23 protein-coding genes are annotated in these 22,061 nt (G+C 69.7%); 20 read left to right on the top strand and 3 right to left on the bottom strand.

The features are described from left to right. The 5 genes from hisH to hisI all read left to right on the top strand — a co-directional run bounded on the left by hisH (position 1) and on the right by hisI (position 3,389). Positions 1 to 627, top strand: a complete 627-nt coding sequence (gene hisH, locus A9X00_RS07400; RefSeq protein WP_067151278.1) for an imidazole glycerol phosphate synthase subunit HisH — start codon at positions 1 to 3, stop codon at positions 625 to 627. Positions 628 to 709: 82 nt separating this feature from the next. Next, positions 710 to 1,441 carry a bifunctional 1-(5-phosphoribosyl)-5-((5-phosphoribosylamino)methylideneamino)imidazole-4-carboxamide isomerase/phosphoribosylanthranilate isomerase PriA gene (gene priA / locus A9X00_RS07395; protein ID WP_067151217.1) on the top strand — a complete coding sequence of 244 codons (732 nt, stop codon included), beginning with the start codon at positions 710 to 712 and terminating at the stop codon, positions 1,439 to 1,441. Positions 1,442 to 1,445: 4 nt separating this feature from the next. Then, on the top strand, positions 1,446 to 2,258 hold the full coding sequence (locus A9X00_RS07390) for an inositol monophosphatase (RefSeq protein ID WP_067151214.1): 813 nt from the start codon (positions 1,446 to 1,448) through the stop codon (positions 2,256 to 2,258). A gap of 1 nt (position 2,259) precedes the next feature. Then, on the top strand, positions 2,260 to 3,045 hold the full coding sequence (hisF, locus tag A9X00_RS07385; protein ID WP_067151211.1) for an imidazole glycerol phosphate synthase subunit HisF: 786 nt from the start codon (positions 2,260 to 2,262) through the stop codon (positions 3,043 to 3,045). Next, the gene (gene hisI / locus A9X00_RS07380) at positions 3,042 to 3,389 is read left to right on the top strand and encodes a phosphoribosyl-AMP cyclohydrolase (RefSeq protein WP_067151208.1); all 348 of its coding nucleotides are present in this window, start codon (positions 3,042 to 3,044) and stop codon (positions 3,387 to 3,389) included. The genes hisF and hisI overlap by 4 nt, the downstream gene beginning before the upstream one ends. Here the strand turns inward: hisI and A9X00_RS07375 are convergent. Continuing rightward, a complete protein-coding gene (locus A9X00_RS07375; RefSeq protein ID WP_067151205.1) occupies positions 3,386 to 4,912 on the bottom strand; it encodes a serine/threonine-protein kinase in 1,527 nt (508 codons plus the stop codon). The genes hisI and A9X00_RS07375 overlap by 4 nt on opposite strands. Positions 4,913 to 4,968: 56 nt before the next feature. On the opposite strand from A9X00_RS07375, the gene A9X00_RS07370 reads away from it, so the two are divergent. The 3 genes from A9X00_RS07370 to A9X00_RS07360 all read left to right on the top strand — a co-directional run bounded on the left by A9X00_RS07370 (position 4,969) and on the right by A9X00_RS07360 (position 7,827). After that, positions 4,969 to 5,826: a helix-turn-helix domain-containing protein gene (locus A9X00_RS07370; protein WP_369830725.1), complete on the top strand. Its 858-nt coding sequence runs from the start codon at positions 4,969 to 4,971 to the stop codon at positions 5,824 to 5,826. A gap of 7 nt (positions 5,827 to 5,833) precedes the next feature. Further along, on the top strand, positions 5,834 to 6,658 hold the full coding sequence (locus A9X00_RS07365) for an SAM-dependent methyltransferase (RefSeq protein WP_067151202.1): 825 nt from the start codon (positions 5,834 to 5,836) through the stop codon (positions 6,656 to 6,658). A gap of 65 nt (positions 6,659 to 6,723) precedes the next feature. Beyond that, positions 6,724 to 7,827: a calcium:proton antiporter gene (locus A9X00_RS07360; RefSeq protein WP_067151199.1), complete on the top strand. Its 1,104-nt coding sequence runs from the start codon at positions 6,724 to 6,726 to the stop codon at positions 7,825 to 7,827. Between the two features lie 81 nt (positions 7,828 to 7,908). Here the strand turns inward: A9X00_RS07360 and A9X00_RS07355 are convergent, their stop codons facing one another. After that, positions 7,909 to 8,373, bottom strand: a complete 465-nt coding sequence (locus A9X00_RS07355; RefSeq protein ID WP_067151196.1) for a peroxiredoxin — start codon at positions 8,371 to 8,373, stop codon at positions 7,909 to 7,911. A 112-nt stretch (positions 8,374 to 8,485) separates the two neighbouring features. Here A9X00_RS07355 and A9X00_RS07350 point away from each other — a divergent pair, with 112 nt between their 5' ends. The 12 genes from A9X00_RS07350 (at position 8,486) to A9X00_RS07295 (ending at position 21,410) form a co-directional block, all read left to right on the top strand. Beyond that, the gene (locus A9X00_RS07350) at positions 8,486 to 10,024 is read left to right on the top strand and encodes an anthranilate synthase component I (protein WP_067151193.1); all 1,539 of its coding nucleotides are present in this window, start codon (positions 8,486 to 8,488) and stop codon (positions 10,022 to 10,024) included. Then, positions 10,017 to 10,676, top strand: a complete 660-nt coding sequence (locus A9X00_RS07345) for a TIGR02234 family membrane protein (protein ID WP_067151190.1) — start codon at positions 10,017 to 10,019, stop codon at positions 10,674 to 10,676. Before A9X00_RS07350 ends, A9X00_RS07345 begins: the two co-directional genes overlap by 8 nt. Positions 10,677 to 10,775: 99 nt before the next feature. After that, positions 10,776 to 11,594 carry an indole-3-glycerol phosphate synthase TrpC gene (gene trpC, locus A9X00_RS07340; protein WP_067151187.1) on the top strand — a complete coding sequence of 273 codons (819 nt, stop codon included), beginning with the start codon at positions 10,776 to 10,778 and terminating at the stop codon, positions 11,592 to 11,594. Between the two features lie 36 nt (positions 11,595 to 11,630). Further along, the gene (gene trpB / locus A9X00_RS07335) at positions 11,631 to 12,893 is read left to right on the top strand and encodes a tryptophan synthase subunit beta (RefSeq protein ID WP_067151184.1); all 1,263 of its coding nucleotides are present in this window, start codon (positions 11,631 to 11,633) and stop codon (positions 12,891 to 12,893) included. After that, positions 12,890 to 13,705 carry a tryptophan synthase subunit alpha gene (gene trpA / locus A9X00_RS07330; RefSeq protein ID WP_067151181.1) on the top strand — a complete coding sequence of 272 codons (816 nt, stop codon included), beginning with the start codon at positions 12,890 to 12,892 and terminating at the stop codon, positions 13,703 to 13,705. Before trpB ends, trpA begins: the two co-directional genes overlap by 4 nt. Further along, a complete protein-coding gene (gene lgt, locus A9X00_RS07325; protein WP_232006706.1) occupies positions 13,702 to 15,663 on the top strand; it encodes a prolipoprotein diacylglyceryl transferase in 1,962 nt (653 codons plus the stop codon). The genes trpA and lgt overlap by 4 nt, the downstream gene beginning before the upstream one ends. A gap of 49 nt (positions 15,664 to 15,712) precedes the next feature. Then, positions 15,713 to 16,105, top strand: coding sequence for a TM2 domain-containing protein (locus tag A9X00_RS07320; protein WP_067151164.1), 393 nt, complete (start codon positions 15,713 to 15,715; stop codon positions 16,103 to 16,105). Further along, entirely contained in the window at positions 16,095 to 16,532 is a 438-nt protein-coding gene (locus tag A9X00_RS07315) for a DUF2752 domain-containing protein (RefSeq protein ID WP_082974834.1), read from the top strand. Before A9X00_RS07320 ends, A9X00_RS07315 begins: the two co-directional genes overlap by 11 nt. Positions 16,533 to 16,595: 63 nt before the next feature. Next, entirely contained in the window at positions 16,596 to 18,014 is a 1,419-nt protein-coding gene (gene pyk / locus A9X00_RS07310) for a pyruvate kinase (RefSeq protein WP_067151161.1), read from the top strand. Between the two features lie 11 nt (positions 18,015 to 18,025). After that, positions 18,026 to 18,907, top strand: a complete 882-nt coding sequence (locus A9X00_RS07305) for an acyl-CoA thioesterase II (protein ID WP_156771975.1) — start codon at positions 18,026 to 18,028, stop codon at positions 18,905 to 18,907. Between the two features lie 148 nt (positions 18,908 to 19,055). Continuing rightward, positions 19,056 to 20,450 carry a bifunctional lysylphosphatidylglycerol flippase/synthetase MprF gene (locus A9X00_RS07300; RefSeq protein ID WP_067151158.1) on the top strand — a complete coding sequence of 465 codons (1,395 nt, stop codon included), beginning with the start codon at positions 19,056 to 19,058 and terminating at the stop codon, positions 20,448 to 20,450. 42 nt (positions 20,451 to 20,492) lie between these two features. Then, the gene (locus A9X00_RS07295; protein WP_067151155.1) at positions 20,493 to 21,410 is read left to right on the top strand and encodes an LLM class F420-dependent oxidoreductase; all 918 of its coding nucleotides are present in this window, start codon (positions 20,493 to 20,495) and stop codon (positions 21,408 to 21,410) included. Here the strand turns inward: A9X00_RS07295 and A9X00_RS07290 are convergent. Continuing rightward, a partial coding sequence (locus A9X00_RS07290) for an ATP-binding cassette domain-containing protein (protein WP_156771974.1) occupies positions 21,343 to 22,061 on the bottom strand: 719 nt, incomplete at its 5' end. The two genes, A9X00_RS07295 and A9X00_RS07290, sit on opposite strands and share 68 nt — an antisense overlap.

The raw sequence follows: 22,061 nt of genomic DNA, 5'->3' as shown, positions 1-22,061 counted from the left end.
CTGGCCTCCCCCAAGAAATCAATCGTGGTGCTCGACTACGGCTCGGGCAACCTGCGGTCGGCGCAACGCGCGCTGCAGCGGGTCGGCGCGTCGGTCGAGGTGACCGCCGACGCGGGCGCGGCGGCGGCCGCCGACGGGCTGGTGGTGCCGGGGGTCGGCGCCTTCGAGGCGTGCATGACGGGCCTGCGGAAGGTCGGGGGAGATCGCATGATCGCCGAGCGGGTGGCCGCCGGGCGCCCCGTGCTGGGCGTCTGTGTGGGCATGCAGATCCTGTTCGCCCGCGGAGTGGAATTCGGGGTGGAGACCAAGGGCTGCGGCCAGTGGCCGGGTTCGGTCACCCGGCTGGACGCCCCGGTGATCCCGCACATGGGCTGGAACGTGGTGAACGCCGCGCCCGGCAGCGTGCTGTTCAAGGGGCTGGACGCCGATGCGCGGTTCTACTTCGTGCACTCCTACGCCGCGCTGCGCTGGGAGGGCTCGGACGAGGCGGTGCTGACGTGGGCGACCCACCAGGTGCCGTTCCTGGCCGCGGTCGAGGATGGGCCACTGGCCGCCACCCAATTCCACCCGGAGAAGAGCGGCGACGCCGGGGCGGCCGTGCTGAGCAATTGGGTTGAGGGACTGTGAAGAACTTCGCGAAAGTGCAACTGGCGACGCAAACGCCGAGAAGGGGCGTCGCCAGTTGCACTCTCGGCGCGCGGGAGGGACTGTGCTGATTCTGTTACCGGCCGTCGACGTCGTCGACGGGCGTGCCGTGCGCCTGGTGCAAGGCAAGGCCGGCAGCGAGACCGAGTACGGCTCGGCGCTGGACGCCGCGCTGGGCTGGCAGCGCGACGGCGCCGAGTGGATCCACCTGGTCGACCTGGACGCCGCGTTCGGCCGCGGGTCCAACCGCGAGTTGCTCGCCGAGGTGGTGGGCAAGCTCGACGTGAAGGTGGAGTTGTCCGGCGGGATCCGCGACGACGACTCGCTGGCCGCCGCGATGGCCACCGGCTGCGCGCGCGTCAACCTCGGCACGGCCGCGCTGGAGAACCCGCAGTGGTGCGCCCGGGCGATCGCCGAGCACGGCGACAAGGTGGCCGTCGGCCTCGACGTGCAGATAGTCGAAAGCCAGCATCGGCTGCGCGGACGCGGCTGGGAGACCGACGGCGGCGACCTATGGGAGGTGCTGGAACGCCTTGACGGCCAAGGGTGTTCGCGGTACGTGGTCACCGACGTCACCAAGGACGGAACCCTGGGCGGCCCCAACCTCGAACTGCTGGGCGCGGTGGCCGACCGCACCGAGGCCCCGGTGATCGCGTCGGGCGGCGTGTCGAGCCTGGACGACCTGCGCGCCATCACCACGCTCACCGACCGCGGGGTCGAGGGCGCCATCGTGGGCAAGGCGCTGTACGCCGGGCGGTTCACCCTGCCGCAGGCACTGGCCGCGGTGAGGGCATAGCCGCATGGACCTCAACGCGATGGTGTCGCCCTTGGTCGACAAGGCGTCCGTCATCCTCGACGCCGCGGTGCCGCGCTTCCTGGAGGGCCACCGCGCCGATTCGGCGGTTGCCAAGAAGGGCAACGACTTCGCCACCGAGATCGACCTCGCGATCGAGCGGCAGGTCGTCACCGCGTTGCAGGCCACGACCGGGATCGGGGTGCACGGCGAGGAATTCGGCGGCACCGACGTGGACTCGCCGTGGGTGTGGGTGTTGGATCCCGTCGACGGCACATTCAATTACGCCGCCGGGTCGCCGATGGCCGCGATCCTGCTGGCCCTGCTGCACGACGGCGAGCCGGTCGCCGGCCTGACCTGGCTGCCGTTCGTCGGCGACCGCTACACCGCCATCGCGCGGGGCCCGCTGGTGAAAAACGGTGCACCGCAACCGTCGCTGGAAACCACGCAGCTCGGCGACAGCCTCCTCGCGGTCGGAACGTTCAGCGCCGACTCCCGCGGCCGGTTCCCGGGGCGCTACCGGATTGCCCTGCTGGAGAACCTGAGCCGGGTCTCGTCGCGGCTGCGCATGCATGGCTCGACCGGCATCGATCTGGTCTACGTCGCCGACGGAATACTCGGCGCCGCAATAAGTTTCGGTGGACACGTGTGGGACCACGCCGCCGGGGTGGCGCAGGTGAGGGCGGCGGGCGGCGTCGTCACCGACCTGGCCGGCAAACCGTGGACGCCCGCGTCGGACTCGGTGCTGGCCGCAGCGCCTGGGGCGCACGACGAGGTCCTCGAGATCCTGCGTGCCGTCGGCGATCCGGAGGACTACTGAGATGTACGCGGGTACCGGCCTGGCCGTGCGCGTGATCCCGTGCCTGGACGTCGACGCCGGGCGGGTGGTCAAGGGCGTCAACTTCGAAAACCTCCGCGACGCCGGCGATCCGGTCGAACTGGCCGCGGCCTACGACGCCGAGGGCGCCGACGAGCTCACCTTCCTGGACGTGACGGCGTCGTCGTCGGGACGGGCGACCATGCTCGACGTGGTGCGCCGCACCGCCGAGCAGGTGTTCATCCCGCTCACGGTGGGCGGCGGGGTGCGCACCGTCGCTGACGTCGACACCTTGCTGCGCGCGGGTGCCGACAAGGTCTCCGTCAACACCGCCGCCATCGCGCGGCCCGACCTGCTCGCCGAAATGGCAACCCAATTCGGCTCCCAGTGCATCGTGTTGTCCGTCGACGCCCGCACGGTGCCCGCCGGATCGGCGCCGACGCCGTCGGGCTGGGAGGTCACCACCCACGGGGGGCGCCGCGGCACCGGTATCGATGCCGTGGAATGGGCGGCCCGCGGCGCCGAACTCGGGGTGGGGGAGATCCTGCTCAACTCGATGGACGCCGACGGCACCAAGGCGGGATTCGACCTGCCGATGCTGCGCGCCGTCCGCGCGGCCGTCACGGTTCCGGTGATCGCCAGCGGGGGCGCCGGGGCGGCGGAACACTTCGCGCCTGCGGTCGCCGCCGGGGCCGATGCGGTGTTGGCGGCCAGCGTCTTTCACTTCCGCGAGCTCACCATCGGGCAGGTGAAGGCCGCCATGGCGGCAGAACAGATCACGGTCCGATGACGCTCGACCCGAACATCGCCGCGCGGCTGAAGCGCAACGCCGACGGGCTCGTCGCCGCCGTCGTGCAGGAGCGCGGCAGCGGTGACGTGCTCATGGTCGCCTGGATGGACGACGACGCGCTGGCCCGCACCCTGGAAACCCGTGAGGCGACGTACTATTCGCGATCCCGCGGCGAACAGTGGATCAAGGGGGCGACTTCCGGTCACACCCAGCACGTCCACTCGGTGCGCCTGGACTGCGACGGCGACACCGTGCTGCTGACCGTCGACCAGGTCGGCGCAGCCTGCCACACCGGCGATCACAGCTGCTTCGACGCCGACGAACTGCTCGCACCGGAGAGCTAGCTCGGCGCGACGTCCAACCCGGTGGCCGCGGCGATCGCGGCGCGCGCCCACTCGTGGCGGAACACGGCCGGCGCAATGCGGTCCCGACGGATCATCTCCAAATCGATGGCCTTCCCGGTGAGCGCCGCGTTGGGAACCCGGAATGAAAACGCGGTTTCGCCGGTGGCCACCGCCAGGATGGCGTCGCTGTCGGTGAAATGGTTTGCGACCATGACGTTTTCGGCCCACTTGAACGGCTTGAGGCCGCCGAAATTCAGGACGTACACCACCCACAGCCGGGTGCCGCGCCCGTTGTAGAGGTTGGTGAGCGCCCGGTTCACCGCGTCGTACTCGAGCGGGCCGAGCACGCCCGACTGATCGGTGATCTGTCCGGACAACTGCATCGCGGCCGGTGCCGGGGCCGGAGCGGGGTTGCCGGGCAACGGCGCCGCCGTCGCCGACGGCGCGGCGGGGCTGTGCCGGTGGCTTCGGGTGCCCAGGGCGCGGATCCCGAAGTAGGCGCCCACGGCGACCACCGCGATCGCGACGAGCGCGGCGATCGCCACCACCGGTCCTCGCCCGCCTGCCTTGGTCGCGGGCGGCGGCCCGCTCGTGGGCTTCGGGATCACCGCGGTCGGCGCCGGGATGACCGTGGTCGGCCCGGCGGTCACCTCCGACGCGGCGGTCCCGACCTGGCTGCCCAGCGCCGCCGCGAAATCGGCGCACGTCGGATAGCGGTCATCGGGCTTTTTCGCCAGGGCCTTCGCGATGGCGCCGTCGAGGTCGGCCAACTCGGGCCGGCGCTCGCTGATGTTCGGCGGCGGCGCGGACAGGTGCTGGGTGATGACCACCGCCGGGTTGGAGTGGCGAAACGGGGCGGACCCGGCCAGCAGGTCGAACGCGGTGCAGCCCAGCGCATACTGGTCGGCCCGCCCGTCCACGTCGAGGCCCTGCAGCTGCTCGGGCGCGCAGTAGGCGGTGGTGCCCACCAGCATGTTGGTCGCGGTCAGGCCGCTGATGTCGCCCAGCTCCCGCGCAATCCCGAAGTCGGCGAGCAGAATCCGCCGTCGCGGGTTCGGGTCGGTCAGCAGAATATTTGCCGGCTTGACGTCGCGATGCAGCAGCCCCCGCGAATGGGCGTAGTCGAGCGCGTCGGCGACGGCCGAAATGATCTCGACCACATCGGCTTTCGGCATCCCGGACGGGTACTGAGTCCGCAGCAATTTCGCGGCGTCGGTGCCCTCCACGTAGTCCATCGAGATCCACAGCTGCCCGTCGTATTCCCCGCGGTCGTGGATGCCGACGATGTGCTCGTTGTACAGGCTCGCCGCCAGGTCGGCCTCGCGGTTGAAGCGCTGCCGAAACTCGTCGTTCGCAGTCAGCTCGCTGGGCAGGATCTTCAGCGCGTCGCGGCGCGGCAGCCGGGGGTGCTGCGCCAGGTACACCTGGCCCATGCCGCCGGTCCCGAGACGCCGAATTATCGTGTACCCGGCGAACACCTGCCCCTCGGTCAGGCCTTCGCTGCGGGCACCGCTTTCTGGCATGTGAGCATGGTACTGAGCCAGCGGACACGCAAAGCCGTAATCGCAAGGAGCTGCCCATGGTGTCGGCCCAACCCACGCTGTACCGCCCGCCGAAGCCCCTGGCCGACCACGTCGAATTCTTCGGTCATTGGCGACACAGCGGGCCCACCTACCGAAGCCGGGCGCTGCCGCGCGGGGCGGTGACCATCGTCTTCGACGTGGGGCAGCGACAGCAACTGGACTTCTACGCCGCCGACGGCCGCACCCGCCTAACGGTTCCGCCCGCGCTGATCATCGGACCGCACAGCGGGTCGTACATCTCGGACATCGCGGCCGACGAACCGGTGATGGCGATTCATTTTCGCCCGGGGGGTGCGTTTCCGTATCTCGGAATCCCGCTGGGCGAGTTGGAGGATGCGGGCGTCGGCCTCGATGACATTTGGGGGCGCAGCGGGAAGGAACTGCATGAGCGCTTGGTCGAGGCCCCCTCGGCGGCGGCCGGTTTCGGCGTCCTTGAGGAATTTCTGCTGAACCGCGCGCGGCTCTCCGTGCGCCGTGACCCCGGTGTCGCGGTCGCGATGGAGGCAATCGAAGCCGACCCCTCTCGCCAGATGGCGGAGGTCCGGCGCCTGGCGGGGCTGTCGACCAAGCGGATGATCGCGCTGTTTCGCACCGAAGTGGGCCTGGCTCCCAAGGCCTACGCGCGGGTGCGTCGCCTGCAGGCAGTGCTGCAACAGCTCGACGGGGACGCGGCGGGCGGTGCGGACATCGCGGCCGGCGCCGGCTTTTTCGATCAATCCCACCTGGTGCGGGAGTTCCGGTCGTTCACCGCGATGACGCCGACGCAGTACCGAAGCCAACGGATCGTGTTGCCGAGCCACGTACCGGTGGAGCGGCACAAATTTCCAAGACGGGCGGCGCCGGCGTGCGCATGATCGGGGTATGGACAACACCAAACACGCGGTAGCGGCCACCGGATTGCTCACCGCGGCGATGCGCGCCGAGGAATCCCTGCGCGACGACCGGCTCTTCACCGACCCGTTCGCCGCTCGGCTGGCCGGCGACGACGGCCGGCGGTTGCTCGCCGAAGCCATCGCCGCGACCGGCCAAGTCGCGGGGGAGATCGCCATCCGGACCCGCTTCTTCGACGAGGCGCTGCTCGACGCCCAGCGCGACGGAGCGTCGCAGGTGGTGATCCTGGCCGCCGGCATGGACGCCCGCGCATACCGCCTTCAGTGGCGGCCGGGCACGACGGTCTACGAGGTGGACCAGCCGCAGGTGATCGCGACCAAGGACGAGCGACTGGCGGGTGCGACACCTCGGTGCCGCCGTGTGACGGTCGGCATCGACCTGTCCGACGACTGGCCGGAAGCGCTTCTAAGCCAAGGGTATTCGTCGTCGGCGAAGACGGCGTGGCTGGTGGAGGGATTGCTGCAGTACATCGAGGCGCCGGCCGTCGACACCCTGTTCGCGCGCATCGACGCGCTGTCGGCCCCGGGGCACGTGTTGCTCTACAACGTGATCGGGCAGACCCTGCTGGAGGCGCCGTTCCTGCAGTCGACGCAGGAATTCATGCGCCGCCTCGGCGCGCCGTGGGTGTTCGGCACCGACGCGCCGGGCGCCCTCGTCGAGGGGCGCGGCTGGACCACCGTGGTCACCGACGTGGCCGACCCCGGGAGTCGGTGGCACCGCTGGGAACATCCGGTCGTCCCGATGGACGTGCCCGGCGTGCCGCGCGGCTACTTCGTGGCGGCGACCAAGGCATGAACCTGGCCTGACCGCCGGCAAGCCCGTCGGGCACGGGCGCGCGTCATCGGCGAGAATGGCGGGCGATGCTGAAACGGCTGTCCTGGGACTCCTGGACCACAGTGGTGCCGGTGATCGCCGTCCTCGTGCTGACCGCCACCTGGGGCGAGCACCTCGGGCCGGTCCTCATCGCGCTGCAGGCCGTGCTGCTGATCGGCGCCGTGCTGGCGGCCGTCCAGCACGCCGAGGTGGTCGCGGCCCGCGTCGGCGAGCCGTTCGGGTCGCTGGTGCTCGCGGGCGCGGTGACGGTCATCGAGGTGGCCCTCATCGTCGAGCTGATGGCGTCGGGCGGCAACGAGGCGGCCACGCTGGCCCGGGACACCGCGTTCGCCGCGTTCATGATCACCACCAACGGGATCGCGGGTTTGTCGCTGTCGTGGGGTTCCCGACGCTACGGCGTGACGTTGTTCAACGCCGAGGGCAGCGGCGCCGCGCTGGCCACGCTGACGACGTTGGCGACGCTGAGCCTCGCGCTGCCCGCCTTCACCATCAGCCACCCCGGCAAGGAGTTCTCGCCGGGCCAGCTCATCTTCACCGCCGTCGCCTCGCTCCTGCTGTACCTGCTGTTCGTGTTCACCCAGACCGTTCGGCATCGCGACTTCTTCCTGCCGGTCGCGCAGAAGGGCCAGAAGCGGCTTTTCGAGGAGGACGAGGACCACGCCGACCCGCCGAGCGCCCGTTCGGCGCTGGTCAGCCTGGTGCTGCTGCTCGTCGCGCTGGTGGCGGTGGTGGGCCTGGCCGAACAGGAGTCGCCGGCCGTCGAACGCCTGGTGACGGCGGCCGGGTTTCCCCAGTCGTTCGTCGGCGTGGTGATCGCGATGCTGGTGCTGCTGCCCGAGACGCTCGCGGCGGTGCGCGCGGCCCGCCGCGGCCGCATCCAGACCAGCCTCAATCTCGCCTACGGCTCGGCGATGGCCAGCATCGGGCTCACCATCCCCGCCATCGCGCTGGCGAGCATCTGGCTGAAGGGCCCGCTGGTGCTCGGCCTGGCGCCCACCCAGCTGGTGCTGCTCGCCCTGACCGTGGTGATCAGCATGCTGACCGTGGTGCCCGGCCGGGCCACCCGGCTGCAGGGCGAGGTGCACCTGGTGCTGCTCGCCTCCTACGTGTTCCTGGCGATCATCCCCTGACGCGCTCCGCGAGCAGACGCAGAATCGCATAAATCCGCGAGCTTTCACGCGATTCTGCGTCTGCTCGCGAGGGGAATCGAGCTACGCCGAGGACCGCGCCCGCAGCGTTTCCAGCGCCTTGTCGGCGTGGGTATCCATGCTCAGCTCGCTGGAGATCACGTCGAGCACCGTGCGGTCGGTGTCGATGACGAAGGTCGTGCGCTTGACGGGGATCAGCTTGCCGAGCAGTCCGCGCTTGACGCCGAACTGCGCGGCGACGGCGCCCTCGGTGTCCGACAGCAGCGGGTAGTCGAACTTCTGCGTCTCGGCGAACTTGGCTTGCTTTTGCACAGGATCGACGCTGATGCCGACCCGGTTGGCGCCGACGGCGGCGAATTCGGAGGCCAGGTCGCGGAAGTGACACGCCTCCTTGGTGCAGCCGGGCGTCATCGCCGCGGGGTAGAAGAACAGCACCACGGGCCCGTCGGCAAGCAGGGCGCTGAGCTTGCGCGGCGTTCCCGTCTGGTCGGGCAGCTCGAAGTCGTCCACGGTGTCACCAGGTTTCATGCGCGTCACGCTACGCGGCCCGCGAGCGTAACGGCAGTGCGAAAACCGGGCCCTGAAATCGCAGCCACGTTACGCTCGCGGGCCGCCGACCCACGTCTGGGAAGATGGATCGGTGCACGCCCACCTCGCCTCCGGCACCTCACGGGAGGAGTTCCGCCAGCTCGCCGCGGAGCACCGCGTGGTCCCGGTGACCCGCAAGGTCTTGGCCGACAGCGAGACTCCGCTGTCGGCGTACCGCAAGCTCGCCGACAACCGGCCCGGCACGTTCCTGCTGGAGTCCGCGGAAAACGGGCGGTCCTGGTCGCGGTGGTCCTTCATCGGGGCCGGGTCGCCGTCGGCGCTGACCGTGCGCGACGGCGAAGCGGTGTGGCTGGGCGCGGTGCCGCAGGACGCGCCGACGGGCGGTGACCCACTGCGGGCGCTGCGCGCCACCCTCGAGCTGCTGGCCACCGCCGCGGTGCCCGGGCTGCCGCCGCTGTCGGGCGGCATGGTCGGCTTTTTCGCCTACGACCTGGTGCGACGGCTGGAACGCCTGCCCGAGCTGGCCGTCGACGACCTGCGCCTGCCCGACATGTTGCTGCTGCTGGCCACCGACCTGGCGGCCGTGGACCACCACGAGGGCACCATCACGCTGATCGCCAACGCGGTGAACTGGAACGGCACCGACGAGCGCGTCGACGAGGCCTACGACGACGCGGTGGCGCGCCTTGACGTGATGACCAAAGCGCTGGGCCAGCCGCTGCCGTCGACCGTCGCCACGTTCGCCCGGCCCGAACCGCGGCACCGCTCGCAGCGCACCGTCGAGGAGTACGGCAAGATCGTCGACTACCTCGTCGAGCAGATCGCGGCGGGCGAGGCGTTCCAGGTGGTGCCCTCGCAGCGCTTCGAGATGGACACCGACGTCGATCCCATCGACGTGTACCGGATGCTGCGCGCGACCAACCCGAGCCCCTACATGTACCTGGTGCACGTGCCCGATAGCGCTGGGACGACGGACTTTTCGATCGTCGGGTCCAGCCCGGAGGCGCTGGTGACCGTCGCCGACGGCTGGGCCACCACGCACCCGATCGCCGGGACCCGCTGGCGCGGGGACACCGACGAAGAGGATCAGCTGCTGGAAAAGGAACTGCTGGCCGATGACAAGGAACGCGCCGAGCACCTGATGCTGGTCGACCTGGGCCGCAACGACCTCGGCCGGGTCTGCACGCCGGGCACCGTCCGCGTCGACGACTACAGCCACATCGAGCGCTACAGCCACGTCATGCACCTGGTGTCGACGGTGACCGGGATGCTCGGCGAGGGCCGCACCGCGCTGGACGCGGTGACGGCCTGCTTCCCGGCCGGCACGCTCTCGGGCGCACCCAAGGTGCGGGCGATGGAGCTCATCGAAGAGGTGGAGAAGACCCGCCGCGGCCTCTACGGCGGCGTGGTCGGCTACCTCGACTTCGCCGGCAACGCCGACTTCGCGATCGCGATCCGCACCGCGCTGATGCGCGACGGCACCGCGTACGTGCAGGCCGGGGGCGGGGTAGTGGCCGATTCCAACGGTCCCTACGAATGCACCGAGGCCTCCAACAAGGCGCGGGCGGTGCTCAATGCGATCGCGGCCGCCGAGACGCTGGCCGCGCCGCCGTCGGGCCACGATGGGTGATCCCCGCCGGGCCCGGCTCACGATCGTCGTCGCCCAGCTGCTGCTGGTGCTGGCCGCGGGCGCGCTGTGGCTGGCGTCGCGGCTGCCGTGGGTGGTGATCCGCTCGTTCGACGGGCTCGGCCCACCGAAGCAGGTCACGTTGTCCGGCGGCTCCTGGTCGACGGCGCTGCTGCCGTTGGCGCTGCTGATGCTGGCCGCCGCCGTGGCGGCGCTCGCGGTGCGCGGCTGGCCACTGCGGGCGCTGGCCGTGCTGCTGGCCGCGGCCAGCCTGGCGGTCGGCTACCTGGGGATCAGCCTGTGGGTGCTTCCGGAGGTAGCCGCGCGCGGCGCCGAACTGGCCCATGTCCCGCTGATGTTCCTGGTCGGAAGCGAACGGCGGTACATCGGCGCGGGGATGGCCGTGGGCGCCGCCGTGTGCACACTGATCGCGGCCGTCTTGTTGATGCGGTCCGGGGGCCTGCCGCGCGAGAGCGCGACGAAATACGCCGCACCCGCGACCCGTCGATCGAATGCGCTCCGCGAAAGCGATCGCGGGGAGATCCTGGAGGGACAGCAGCAGCCGGAGATGTCGGAGCGGATGATTTGGGATGCGCTTGACGAGGGACACGACCCGACCGATCGGGCCGGTGGGTCAGACAGCGAGGGTCGGTGATGAGCCGTGGGGCGACGGTCGCTACCCTTCATTGACGTCATCGAAATCGGCTAAGTAACCGAGCGACAGTGGGATGGCAGTGGGAAGGGAACGACAGGCATGAGTCCGGCATCCGTGCTTGACTCCATCCTCGAGGGAGTCCGAGCCGACGTTGCCGCGCGCGAAGCCGTTGTCAGCCTGAGCGAGATCAAAGCGGCCGCCGCAGCGGCACCCCCGCCCTTGGATGTCATGGCAGCGTTGCGCGAACCCGGTATCGGCGTCATCGCCGAGGTCAAGCGCGCCAGCCCGTCGGCGGGTTCACTAGCGCCCATTGCCGATCCGGCCAAGCTGGCCCGGGCCTACGAAGACGGTGGCGCCCGCATCATTAGCGTCCTGACCGAGGAGCGGCGCTTCAACGGCTCGCTCGACGACCTCGACGCGGTGCGCGCCGCGGTCTCAATTCCCGTCCTGCGCAAAGACTTTGTGGTGCAGCCCTACCAGATCCACGAGGCCCGTGCGCACGGCGCCGACATGCTGTTGCTCATCGTCGCCGCGCTGGAGCAGTCGGCGCTGGTGTCGATGCTCGACCGCACCGAATCGCTCGGCATGACCGCGCTCGTCGAGGTGCACACCGAGGAAGAGGCCGACCGGGCACTGAAGGCGGGGGCCAACGTGATCGGCGTCAACGCGCGCGATCTCACGACGCTGAACGTGGACCGGGACTGCTTCGCGCGCATCGCTCCGGGGCTGCCGAGCAAGGTGATCAGGATCGCCGAATCCGGCGTCCGCGGCACCGCAGACCTGCTGGCCTACGCCGGCGCCGGCGCCGCCGCCGTGCTGGTCGGTGAAGGTCTGGTCAAAAGCGGCGACCCCCGCGCGGCGGTCGCCGATCTGGTCACCGCCGGCACCCACCCGTCCTGCCCGAAACCGTCTCGCTAGGACGCCGATGAGCCGTCCCCGCGTCGAGAATTGGTGATGGTAGAACTGTCCCGCCCGGAGCTTCCGCTTTCGAGTGCGGCCATCGCCGAACCCACCCGCCACGACCCCGACCCGGGTGGTCATTTCGGCGTGTACGGCGGCCGGTATGTGGCCGAGGCGCTGATGGCGGTGATCGAGGAAGTCACCGCCGCCTACGAGAAGGAACGCGTCAACCCCGACTTCCTGGACACCCTCGACGACCTGCAGGCCAACTATGCGGGCCGGCCGTCACCGCTGTACGAGGCCACCCGGCTGTCCGAGCACGCCGGCTCGGCGCGGATCTTCCTCAAGCGAGAAGACTTGAACCACACCGGTTCTCACAAGATCAACAATGTGCTGGGCCAGGCCCTGCTGGCCAAGAGGATGGGCAAGACCCGGGTGATCGCCGAGACCGGGGCCGGTCAGCACGGCGTGGCCACGGCCACCGCGTGCGCGTTGCTCGGACTGGATTGCGTGGTCTACATGGGCGCCGTCGACACCGCGCGCCAGGCGCTCAACGTGGCGCGGATGCGGCTGCTGGGCACCGAGGTTGTCTCGGTCGACAGCGGCTCACAGACGCTGAAGGACGCCATCAACGAGGCGTTCCGGGACTGGGTCACAAACGCCGACAACACCTACTACTGCTTCGGCACCGCGGCGGGCCCACACCCGTTCCCGACCATGGTGCGCGACTTCCAGCGCGTCATCGGCCTGGAGGCCCGCGCCCAGATCCAGGCGCAGGCCGGCCGGCTGCCCGACGCGGTCACCGCGTGCATCGGTGGGGGATCCAACGCCATCGGGATCTTCCACGCGTTCATCGACGATCCCGGCGTGCGGCTGCTCGGGTTCGAGGCGGCCGGCGACGGCGTCGAGACCGGCCGGCACGCGGCGACGTTCACCGGCGGTTCCCCGGGGGCCTTCCAGGGGTCGTACTCCTACCTGCTGCAGGACGAGGACGGCCAGACCATCGAATCCCATTCCATCTCAGCCGGTCTGGACTACCCGGGGGTGGGCCCCGAACACGCGTGGCTGCGGGAAACCGGCCGCGCCGAATATCGGCCCATCACCGACGCCGAGGCGATGGATGCGTTCGGGCTGCTGTGCCGCACCGAGGGCATCATCCCCGCCATCGAATCCGCGCACGCGGTGGCGGGCGCCGTCAAGCTCGGCGCCGAGCTGGGCAAGGGTGCGGTCATCGTCGTGAACCTGTCGGGGCGCGGCGACAAGGACGTCGAGACGGCCGCGAAGTGGTTCGGCCTGTTGGGGTCCGGCGACAAGTGACCGTCGAGCAGAGCCAAGCAAGCCGGCTGGGGCCAACTTTCGATGCCTGCCGCAAGGACAATCGCGCGGCGCTGATCGGTTACCTGCCCACCGGTTATCCCGACGTGCCCACGTCGGTGCAAGCGATGACCGCCCTCGTCGAATCCGGTTGCGACATCATCGAAGTCGGCGTTCCGTATTCGGATCCGGGCATGGACGGCCCCACCATCGCCCGGGCGACCGAGGCCGCGCTGCACGCCGGAGTGCGGGTCCGGGACACGCTGGCCGCCGTCGAGGCGATCAGCGCGGCCGGCGGGCGCGCGGTGGTGATGACGTACTGGAACCCCGTGCTGCACTACGGCGTTGACGCGTTCGCGCGCGACCTGGCCGCAGCGGGCGGGCACGGCCTGATCACGCCCGACCTCATCCCGGACGAAGCCGGCCAGTGGCTGGCGGCGTCGGACCACCACGGGCTGGATCGCATCTTCCTGGTGGCGCCGTCCTCGACGCCGCAGCGGTTGGTCACCACCGTCGAGGCGTCGCGGGGATTCGTTTACGCCGCCTCGACGATGGGGGTGACGGGCGCGCGCGACGCGGTATCGCAGGCCGCGCCCGAATTGGTGCGCCGGGTCAAGGAGGTGTCCGACATTCCCGTCGGCGTCGGCCTCGGGGTGCGCTCCCGGGCGCAGGCCGCTCAGATCGGAAGCTACGCCGACGGGGTGATCGTCGGGTCCGCGTTGGTGTCGGCGCTGGGCGACGGCGGATTGCCCGCGTTGCGCGCGCTGACCGGGGAACTGGCCGCCGGTGTGCGGCTGCGGGTGGCTGCCTCGTGACGCACCTGCTCGCCTATATCCCCAGCCCGCCGCAGGGCGTGTGGCACCTGGGGCCGTTGCCCATTCGCGCCTACGCCCTGTTCATCATCGCGGGCATCGTGGCGGCGCTGATGATCGGCGACCGGCGCTGGGAGGCACGCGGCGGGCAGCGCGGCGTGATCTACGACATCGCGCTGTGGGCCGTGCCGTTCGGCTTGGTGGGCGGCCGGCTCTATCACCTGGCCACCGACTGGCGGACCTATTGGGGCCCGGGCGGCGCCGGGTCCATGGCGGCGCTTCGCATCTGGGACGGCGGCCTGGGCATCTGGGGCGCGGTGGCGCTCGGCGCCGTCGGCGCATGGATCGGCTGCCGGCGTCATGGAATTCCGTTGCCCGCCTTCGGCGACGCGATAGCGCCGGGAATCATTTTGGCGCAGGCGATCGGCCGGCTGGGGAACTACTTCAACCAAGAGCTCTACGGCCGGGACACCACGCTGCCATGGGGTTTGGAGATCTTCTACCGTCGTGACCCCTCCGGATACGTCGACCCGCATTCGCTCGACGGCGTCTCGACGGGTCAGGTCGCGCTCGTCGTGCAACCGACGTTCCTGTACGAATTGATCTGGAACCTGCTGGTTTTCGTCGCTTTGATCTACATCGACCGGCGGTTCAACTTCGGCCACGGCCGGCTCTTCGCGCTCTACGTCGCCGCCTACTGCGTCGGGCGCTTCGGCGTCGAGCTGCTGCGCAACGACACGGCCACGCAGATCGCCGGGATCCGGATCAACGTCTTCACAGCGACTTTCGTGTTCATCGGCGCCGTCGTGTACATCATGCTGGCGCCCAAGGGCCGCGAGGACCCCGTGACCCTGCACGGCACCGAACACGGTGCCGAGGAGGCGCCGAAACCCGCACCTAAGCCTGAGCGCGAGCCGGAAGGCGAGCCAGAACTCGAGCCGATCACCGGCTTGCGGGTATTGCCAGCGGCCGGAGTCGCCGCGGTCTTGGCGGCGGGGAAGGCGACGAAAAGGCTGATACCGCGCAGGCGGTCGGGCCCGGTGGAGGCCGACGAGGCGGAAGCCGCCCAGACCGCCGAAGCCGAAGAGGCCGAGACCGTGACGGCGGAAGCCGCCGAGCCGGCCGTCGAAGAGCCGGCGACCGTCGAGGTCGAAGCCGCGGAGCCTGAAGAAGCCGAAACCGCTGAGGAAGAGGTCGCCGAAGCCGGAGCGCAAGAGGCCGAAGAGGAACGGGCCGAAACCGCGGAGGCCGAGGTCGCGGAGCCGGAAGTTGAGGAGCCCGAAGGCGCGGAACCGGAGGAAGCCGAAGCCGAGGCAGAGGCCGAAGAGGCTGAGGAAGCCGAAGCCGAAGCAGCCGAAACTCAAGAGCCTGGGACCGAAGAGCCCGAAGCGGACGAGGCCGAAGAGGCAGAGGCGGAAACCGCCGAGCCCGAAGAGGCAGAGGCCGAAGAGGCTGAGGAAGCCGAAGCCGAAGCAGCCGAAACTGAAGAGCCTGAGACCGAAGAGCCCGAAGCGGACGAGACCGAAGAGGCGGAGACGGAAACCGCCGAGCCCGAAGAGGCAGAGGCCGAAGAGTCCGACGAGGCCGAGGTCGTCGACGCGGAGGCCGCCGTGGCGGAGGCCGTCGAAAGTGAATCCGCGGAGCCCGAGGCAGCGGTGGACGAGGCCGTCGCGACTGAGGCTGCGGACGCCGAAGTCTCCGAGCCCGAGGCCGAAGAGCTCGAACCGGACGCCGTCGAAAGTGAATCCGCGGAACCCGAGGCCGAGGAATCCGATACGGACGAGCCCGAAGCCGAAGAGCCGCAAGATGATTCGGAATCGGCGGAGCCGGATGAGCCCGCTGCAGCAGCCGCCGAGCCGGAGGCCGAGTCCGAGACGGACGCCGAAGAAACCCCCGCCGATGACACCGCTTCAACCAGGCGTCGACTGAGCTTCCGGCTGAGGACCCGACGCCGCGGCTGACGGCCAAAACTCCTCGGCGGGCGGGCGCCGGATCTGGCATGCTGAAAACGTGACTGACCAGCCGTGGAACGACGCCACACCGTCGGGCCCGCCGCCGCAGCAGCCGGGATATCAGCCCGGGTATCCGCCGCCGTACCCGCAGTATCCCGCCGCCGGCCCTTACTACGACCCTTCCGCGCCCTTTGGCCGGCATCCCGTGACCGAGCAACCGTTTTCGGACAAATCGAAAACCGTTGCGGGCCTGCTGCAGCTGCTCAGCCTGCTCGGCATCGGCGGGATCGGCCGCTTCTACATCGGTGACATCGGGATCGGCGTCGCGCAGCTGCTCGTGGGCTGGCTTACCTGTGGGATCGGGCTGATCTGGCCGATCGTCGACGCGATCCTGATGTTGACCGGCAACGTCCCCGACTCGTATGGGCGCCCGCTGCGCGATGGCACCTGATCCTGCTCCGGGTGCGCCGGAGACCCGGCACACCACGCACCGTCATCGCACCGCCGTCGCGGCGGGCACCGGGGCGTTGCTGGCCGGCGCGCTCGGTTACGTCGGCCTGGTCGACCCGCACAACGTGAATTCGGTGTATCCGCTGTGCCCGTTCAAGTTGCTCACCGGCTGGAACTGCCCCCTGTGCGGTGGCCTGCGGATGACGCACGACCTGCTGCACGGTGACCTGATGGCCACCATCAACGACAACGTCTTTCTGTTGGTCGGCCTCCCGATGCTGGCCGGATGGATCCTGCTTCGCCGCCGCAACGGCCGGACGGTCCTGCCCATCCCGGCCGTGGTGACCGTCGTGGTCGCGGCCACCGCCTGGACGGTGCTGCGCAACCTTCCGGGTTTCCCGTTGGTCCCGACCGTCCTCAGTGGGTAGCCGCAATCCGTCGGGCCGGTTAACTCGGGCTGCGATCGCCCCGCACGACTATGCTGGTTCGCCGTGAGTCGACGCGGGAAGATCGTCTGCACCCTTGGCCCGGCAACCAACTCTGACGAGCTGATTCTGGCGCTGGTGGAGGCCGGAATGGACGTCGCCCGAATGAACTTCAGCCACGGCGATTACGCCGACCACAAGGCCGCCTACGACCGCGTGCGGGCGGCCTCCGACACCACCGGTCGCGCGGTGGGTGTGCTCGCCGACTTGCAGGGCCCGAAGATCCGGCTGGGGCGCTTCGCCACCGGGTCCACGTTCTGGGCCGACGGGGAAACGGTGCGCATCACCGTCGCGGACTGCGAAGGCACGCACGACCGGGTATCGACCACCTACAAGAGGCTGGCCAAGGACGCGGTCGTCGGTGACCGGGTGCTGGTCGACGACGGCAACGTCGGTCTAGTGGTCGATGCCATCGACGGCGACGACGTCGTCTGCACCGTCGTCGAGGGCGGTCCGGTCAGCAACAACAAGGGCATGTCGCTGCCCGGCATGAACGTGTCAGCTCCCGCTCTGTCCGACAAGGACATCGAGGATCTGACCTTCGCGCTGAACCTGGGCGTCGACCTGGTCGCGCTGTCGTTCGTGCGTTCGCCGTCCGACGTCGAGCTGGTGCACGAGGTGATGGACCGGGTCGGGCGGCGGGTACCGGTGATCGCCAAGCTGGAGAAGCCCGAGGCCGTCGACAACCTGGAAGCGGTCGTGCTCGCGTTCGACGCCATCATGGTGGCGCGCGGCGACCTGGGCGTCGAGCTGCCGCTGGAAGAGGTTCCGCTGGTGCAGAAGCGGGCCATCCAAATGGCCCGGGAGAACGCCAAACCCGTCATCGTGGCGACCCAGATGCTGGACTCGATGATCGAAAGTTCGCGCCCCACCCGCGCCGAGGCGTCCGACGTCGCCAACGCCGTGCTCGACGGGGCCGACGCGGTGATGTTGTCCGGGGAGACGTCGGTGGGGAAGTATCCGCTGGCGGCGGTGCGCACCATGGCGCGCATCATCTGCGCGGTCGAGGACAATTCCACCGCCGCCCCGCCGCTGGCGCACGTGCCGCGCACCAAGCGGGGAGTGATCTCCTACGCGGCGCGCGACATCGGCGAGCGCCTGGACGCCAAGGCGTTGGTGGCGTTCACCCAGTCCGGCGACACGGTGAAGCGGTTGGCGCGCCTGCACACCCCGCTGCCGCTGCTCGCCTTCACCGCGTGGCCCGAGGTGCGCAGCCAGCTCGCCCTGACCTGGGGCACCGAGACGTTCATCGTCCCGATGATGACGTCGACCGACGGCATGATCCGCCAGGTCGACAAGTCGCTGCTCGAGCTCGGTCGCTACAAGCGCGGCGACCTGGTGGTCATCGTCGCGGGCGCGCCGCCGGGCACAGTAGGCTCGACCAACCTGATCCATGTGCACCGGATCGGGGAGGACGACGTCTAAGGAGCTGAGGAGTGCCCGTGCCGGCTGGCAACGATTTCGAGGAACTGCTAGCCCTACTCGATCTGAACTGCATCTCCGAAAACCAGTTCGTCGGCTCCCATCCCAGCAAGAACCCGATGCGCACGTTCGGCGGCCAGCTCATGGCGCAGTCATTCGTCGCCAGCAGCCGCACGCTGGCCCAGGACGACCTGCCCCCTAGCGCGCTCTCGGTGCACTTCATCAACGGCGGCGACATCACGAAGGACATCGAATTCCACGTGACGCGGCTGCGCGACGAGCGGCGCTTCGCCAACCGCCGCGTCGACGCCGTGCAGGACGGGATTCTGTTGTCCACCGCGCTGATCTCGTACATGTCGGGCGGCCCCGGCCTCGAGCACTCGGTTGACGCACCACAGGTGGCGTCGCCCCACGCGCAGCCGTCGCTCGCCGAGCTGCTGCGTGGCTACGAAAAGATCGTCCCGCACTTCGTCAAGGCCCTGCAGCCGATCGAATGGCGTTTCACCAACGACCCCTCCTGGGTCATGCGTGACAAGGGCGAGCGGCTGCCGCACAACAGGGTCTGGATGAAAGCGCTGGGTTCCTTGCCCGACGACCCGGTGCTGCACACCGCGACGCTGTTGTTCTCGTCGGACACCACGGTGCTGGACTCGGCCATCACCACGCACGGGCTGTCCTGGGGCTTCGACCGCATCTTCGCCGCGTCGGCCAACCATTCGGTGTGGTTTCACCGGCAGGTCGATTTCAACAACTGGGTGTTGTACTCGACATCCTCGCCGGTGGCCGCGGATTCGCGCGGGCTCGGCACCGGCCATTTCTTCGACCGCTCCGGGCAGGTCGTCGCCACGGTGGCGCAAGAAGGCGTGCTGTTATATTTCCCGGGCTCCGCACGATAAACAGGTCACAGTACGGCATACCCGCAGGAAAACCGCCTGATTTGTGCCCACCTGGGCCGCGATCGGGCGTAAGTTCCAATCAGCCGGGTATTCGGTGCGAGGGGCGGAAACAAGCCGCCGAGCTGGACTTTCGCATCGGGAGGTGACAGTGGACGGACCGGTCGACGTCGCGGCCAAGCCGCGCGCGCGGGAACGCGTTGTCGTCCACGTCGATTCACGGGCGGCCCGCTGGATCGGGGCGTTGGCCCTGCTCTGCGCGGCGGGCTGGCTGATCGTCATATTGGCCCGCCACCACGAACAGCCGTATTGGCACTATTCCGACCGGCTGGGTTGGTCGCTGACGGTCCTGGGCGCGGTGGCGTTCATCGCGCGCGGCATCTTCCTGGGCCGGCCGGTGACGGCCATGCACGCCGTCGCCGCAGCGCTTTTCGTGGTGGCGGGGCTGGGCGCGCACGTGCTGTCCTTCGACCTGCTCGGGGATCTGCTGATCGTCGGTTCCGGGGTGGCGCTGATGTGGCCGACGACGGCGCACCCGCGGCCCGAGGACTTGCCCCGCATTTGGGCGCTGATCAGTGCCAGCGCCGACGACCCACTGGCGCCCTTCGCCATGCAGACGGGCAAGTGCTACCACTTCACCGCGGACGGCACCGCCGCGCTGGCGTATCGAACCCGGCTGGGATACGCCGCGGTCGGCGGGGACCCCGTCGGCAACGAAGAGAAATTCCCCGAGTTGGTTGCCGACTTCGCCGCCATGTGCCACGCCCACGGCTGGCGGATCGCGGTGGTGGGTTGCAGCGAACGCCGGCTCGGGCTGTGGAAGGACCCGGCGGTCATCGGCCAATCGCTGCGCGCCATACCGATCGGCCGCGACGTCGTCGTCGACGTGGCGAGCTTCGAGATGGTCGGACGCAAGTTCCGCAACCTGCGGCAGGCCGTGCAGCGCACCCACAACTGCGGTCTCACCACCGAGATCGTGGCCGAGCAGGAGCTCGACGATAAGCTGCTCGCGGAGCTGACCGACGTGGTGCGGGCGTCTCCCAGCGGGGCGCACACCGATCGCGGCTTCTACATGAATCTCGACGGCGTGCTCGAGGGCCGGTTTCCCGGGGTACAGCTGATCATCGCCCGCGACTCATCGGGGCGGGTGCAGGGCTTCCATCGGTACGCGACGGCCGGCGGCGGCAGCGACATCAGCCTCGACGTGCCGTGGCGTCGCCGCGGGGCGCCGAACGGCATCGACGAACGGCTGAGCGTCGACATGATCAAGGCTGCGAAAGAGGCGGGCGCGCAACGGGTATCGCTGTCCTTCGCGGCGTTCCCGGAGATCTTCGAGGACAAGGACCGCGGCCGGGCGCAGCGGGTGTTCTACCGGTTGATCCACGTGCTCGACCCGCTGATCGCGCTCGAGTCGCTGTACCGCTACGTGCGCAAGTTCCACGCGATGGACGCCCGGCGGTACGCGGTGATCTCGATGACCCAGCTGGTCCAGCTGGTGTTCGTGCTGTTGACGCTGGAGTTCACGCCGCGCCGGCGGCACCTCTGAGCGACGGGAATCCCCGCACCGTCTCCGCGCGTTGGTAGCGGCATGACCACCGGAATCATCCTCAATGCGCGCCCGAACGCACAAAACCTCGTCGACGACGTAATTGGACAGGCAAGGCGCGCATACGAACTCGGCGTCGGCCAGGTATGGCTCGCGCAGCGGGCCGACTACGACGCGATCACGTTGGCGGGGTTGATCGGGGCCACCGTGCCCGGGCTCGGGGTAGGAACGTCGGTGGTGCCGATCAACCCGCGCCACCCGCTCATCGTCGCCTCACTGGCGCAGACGGCGCAGGCCGCCTCGCACGGCAACTTCAGCCTCGGCCTCGGATTGGGTGCCCGTGCGATAGAACGCCAGACGTTCGGCACGGATTGGTCGAACACGATTCAGCGGCTGCGTGAGCATCTGACGATCCTGCGCTCCGTCTTCGACACCGGCAGCGTCGATGTGCACGGCAGCGAGCTGAGCGCCGGCCCGCAATGGCCAGTGCATGTTCCCGGCGGCACGCCCGTGCCCGTATACGTGGCCGCGATGGGCCCGCAGGCGTTGCGCGTGACAGGCGAGCTCGCCGATGGGACGCTGCCGTATCTGGCCGGGCCACGCACGATCGAGGAATTCATCGCACCGGCGATCACCGGGGCGGCCGCCGAGGCCGGCCGCCCCGCCCCGCGCATCATCGTCGCGGTGCCCGTGGTGTTGTCCGACGACGCGGACGCCGCGCGCTCCGTTGCCGCCGAACAGCTCGGCTTCTACCAGACCATCCCGTCGTATCGGAAGGTGATCGCCCGCGAAGGCGTCGACAGCGTCACCGAGCTCGCCGCGGTCGGGCCCGAGGAGTCGGTCGTCAAGCAGTTGCGCCGCTACCTGGACGCGGGAGCGACGGACGTGGTGATCAGCGCGTTGGACCAGTCCGAGTCGGTTGACCGCGAGGCACTGTGGAGGCTCGCCGCGTCTCTGTGAGCGACAGCTCGCGACAGCCAATCCCGTTGGGCAAGTGGTGGGTTGCCACCACGACGGTCCGGTCGGCGGGCATGAGGCCGTTCGAGCCCAGCAGGTCGCGGAGGATCGGTTCGGCGTCGGTCGCGTCGAGGTGCTCGGTGGGTTCGTCGAGCAGCACGATCCGTGCGGGTGAGACCACGGCGCGGGCCAACAGCAGCCGTCGGCGCTGGCCCGCCGAAAGTGCCTGCACGCCACCGGTTAATACCGTGGACAGGCCGTCGGGCAACCCGGCGAGCCAACCACCGAGGCCGACCGCCTCCAGCGCGGCCGTCAGCTCCTCGTCGCCGCAGTTGCCGCGGGCGACCAGCAGGTCGTCCCGGACGGTGGTGGCGAAGACGTGCGCGTCCTCGGCGAAAAAGCTTACCGCCCGGTGCAATTGGTCTTCGTCGAAGCGGCCGATGTCGGTGCCGTCCAGCGCCACCCGCCCGTCCAGCGGGGGCAGCAGCCCGGCAAGGGTCATCAGCAGCGTCGTCTTGCCCGAACCGCTCGCGCCCGTGATGGCCAGCCGCGCGCCCGGCGGCAGCTCGAACTCCACGCGGGTGAGCCGGACCGCGTTCGGATGGCCGTAACACGCATCGACCCCCAGTGCGCCGGGGCCGGCGGGCACCGGCT

Origin of the sequence: Mycobacterium sp. 1245805.9 (assembly GCF_001672915.1) — a bacterium.
Taxonomy (GTDB): Bacteria; Actinomycetota; Actinomycetes; order Mycobacteriales; family Mycobacteriaceae; genus Mycobacterium.
This window is presented reverse-complemented; position numbering and strand designations above follow the sequence as displayed.

Bases quoted from the DNA above. Each gene is read 5' to 3' on its own strand.
- A9X00_RS07370 (WP_369830725.1), top strand. From the start codon at position 4,969: ATGGTGTCGGCCCAACCCACGCTGTACCGCCCGCCGAAGCCCCTGGCC.
- A9X00_RS07365 (WP_067151202.1), top strand. From the start codon at position 5,834: ATGGACAACACCAAACACGCGGTAGCGGCCACCGGATTGCTCACCGCG.
- A9X00_RS07355 (WP_067151196.1), bottom strand. From the start codon at position 8,373: ATGAAACCTGGTGACACCGTGGACGACTTCGAGCTGCCCGACCAGACG.
- A9X00_RS07360 (WP_067151199.1), top strand. From the start codon at position 6,724: ATGCTGAAACGGCTGTCCTGGGACTCCTGGACCACAGTGGTGCCGGTG.
- hisI (WP_067151208.1), top strand. From the start codon at position 3,042: ATGACGCTCGACCCGAACATCGCCGCGCGGCTGAAGCGCAACGCCGAC.
- A9X00_RS07295 (WP_067151155.1), top strand. From the start codon at position 20,493: ATGACCACCGGAATCATCCTCAATGCGCGCCCGAACGCACAAAACCTC.
- hisF (WP_067151211.1), top strand. From the start codon at position 2,260: ATGTACGCGGGTACCGGCCTGGCCGTGCGCGTGATCCCGTGCCTGGAC.
- A9X00_RS07375 (WP_067151205.1), bottom strand. From the start codon at position 4,912: ATGCCAGAAAGCGGTGCCCGCAGCGAAGGCCTGACCGAGGGGCAGGTG.
- trpC (WP_067151187.1), top strand. From the start codon at position 10,776: ATGAGTCCGGCATCCGTGCTTGACTCCATCCTCGAGGGAGTCCGAGCC.
- A9X00_RS07390 (WP_067151214.1), top strand. From the start codon at position 1,446: ATGGACCTCAACGCGATGGTGTCGCCCTTGGTCGACAAGGCGTCCGTC.
- trpB (WP_067151184.1), top strand. From the start codon at position 11,631: ATGGTAGAACTGTCCCGCCCGGAGCTTCCGCTTTCGAGTGCGGCCATC.
- A9X00_RS07345 (WP_067151190.1), top strand. From the start codon at position 10,017: ATGGGTGATCCCCGCCGGGCCCGGCTCACGATCGTCGTCGCCCAGCTG.
- A9X00_RS07315 (WP_082974834.1), top strand. From the start codon at position 16,095: ATGGCACCTGATCCTGCTCCGGGTGCGCCGGAGACCCGGCACACCACG.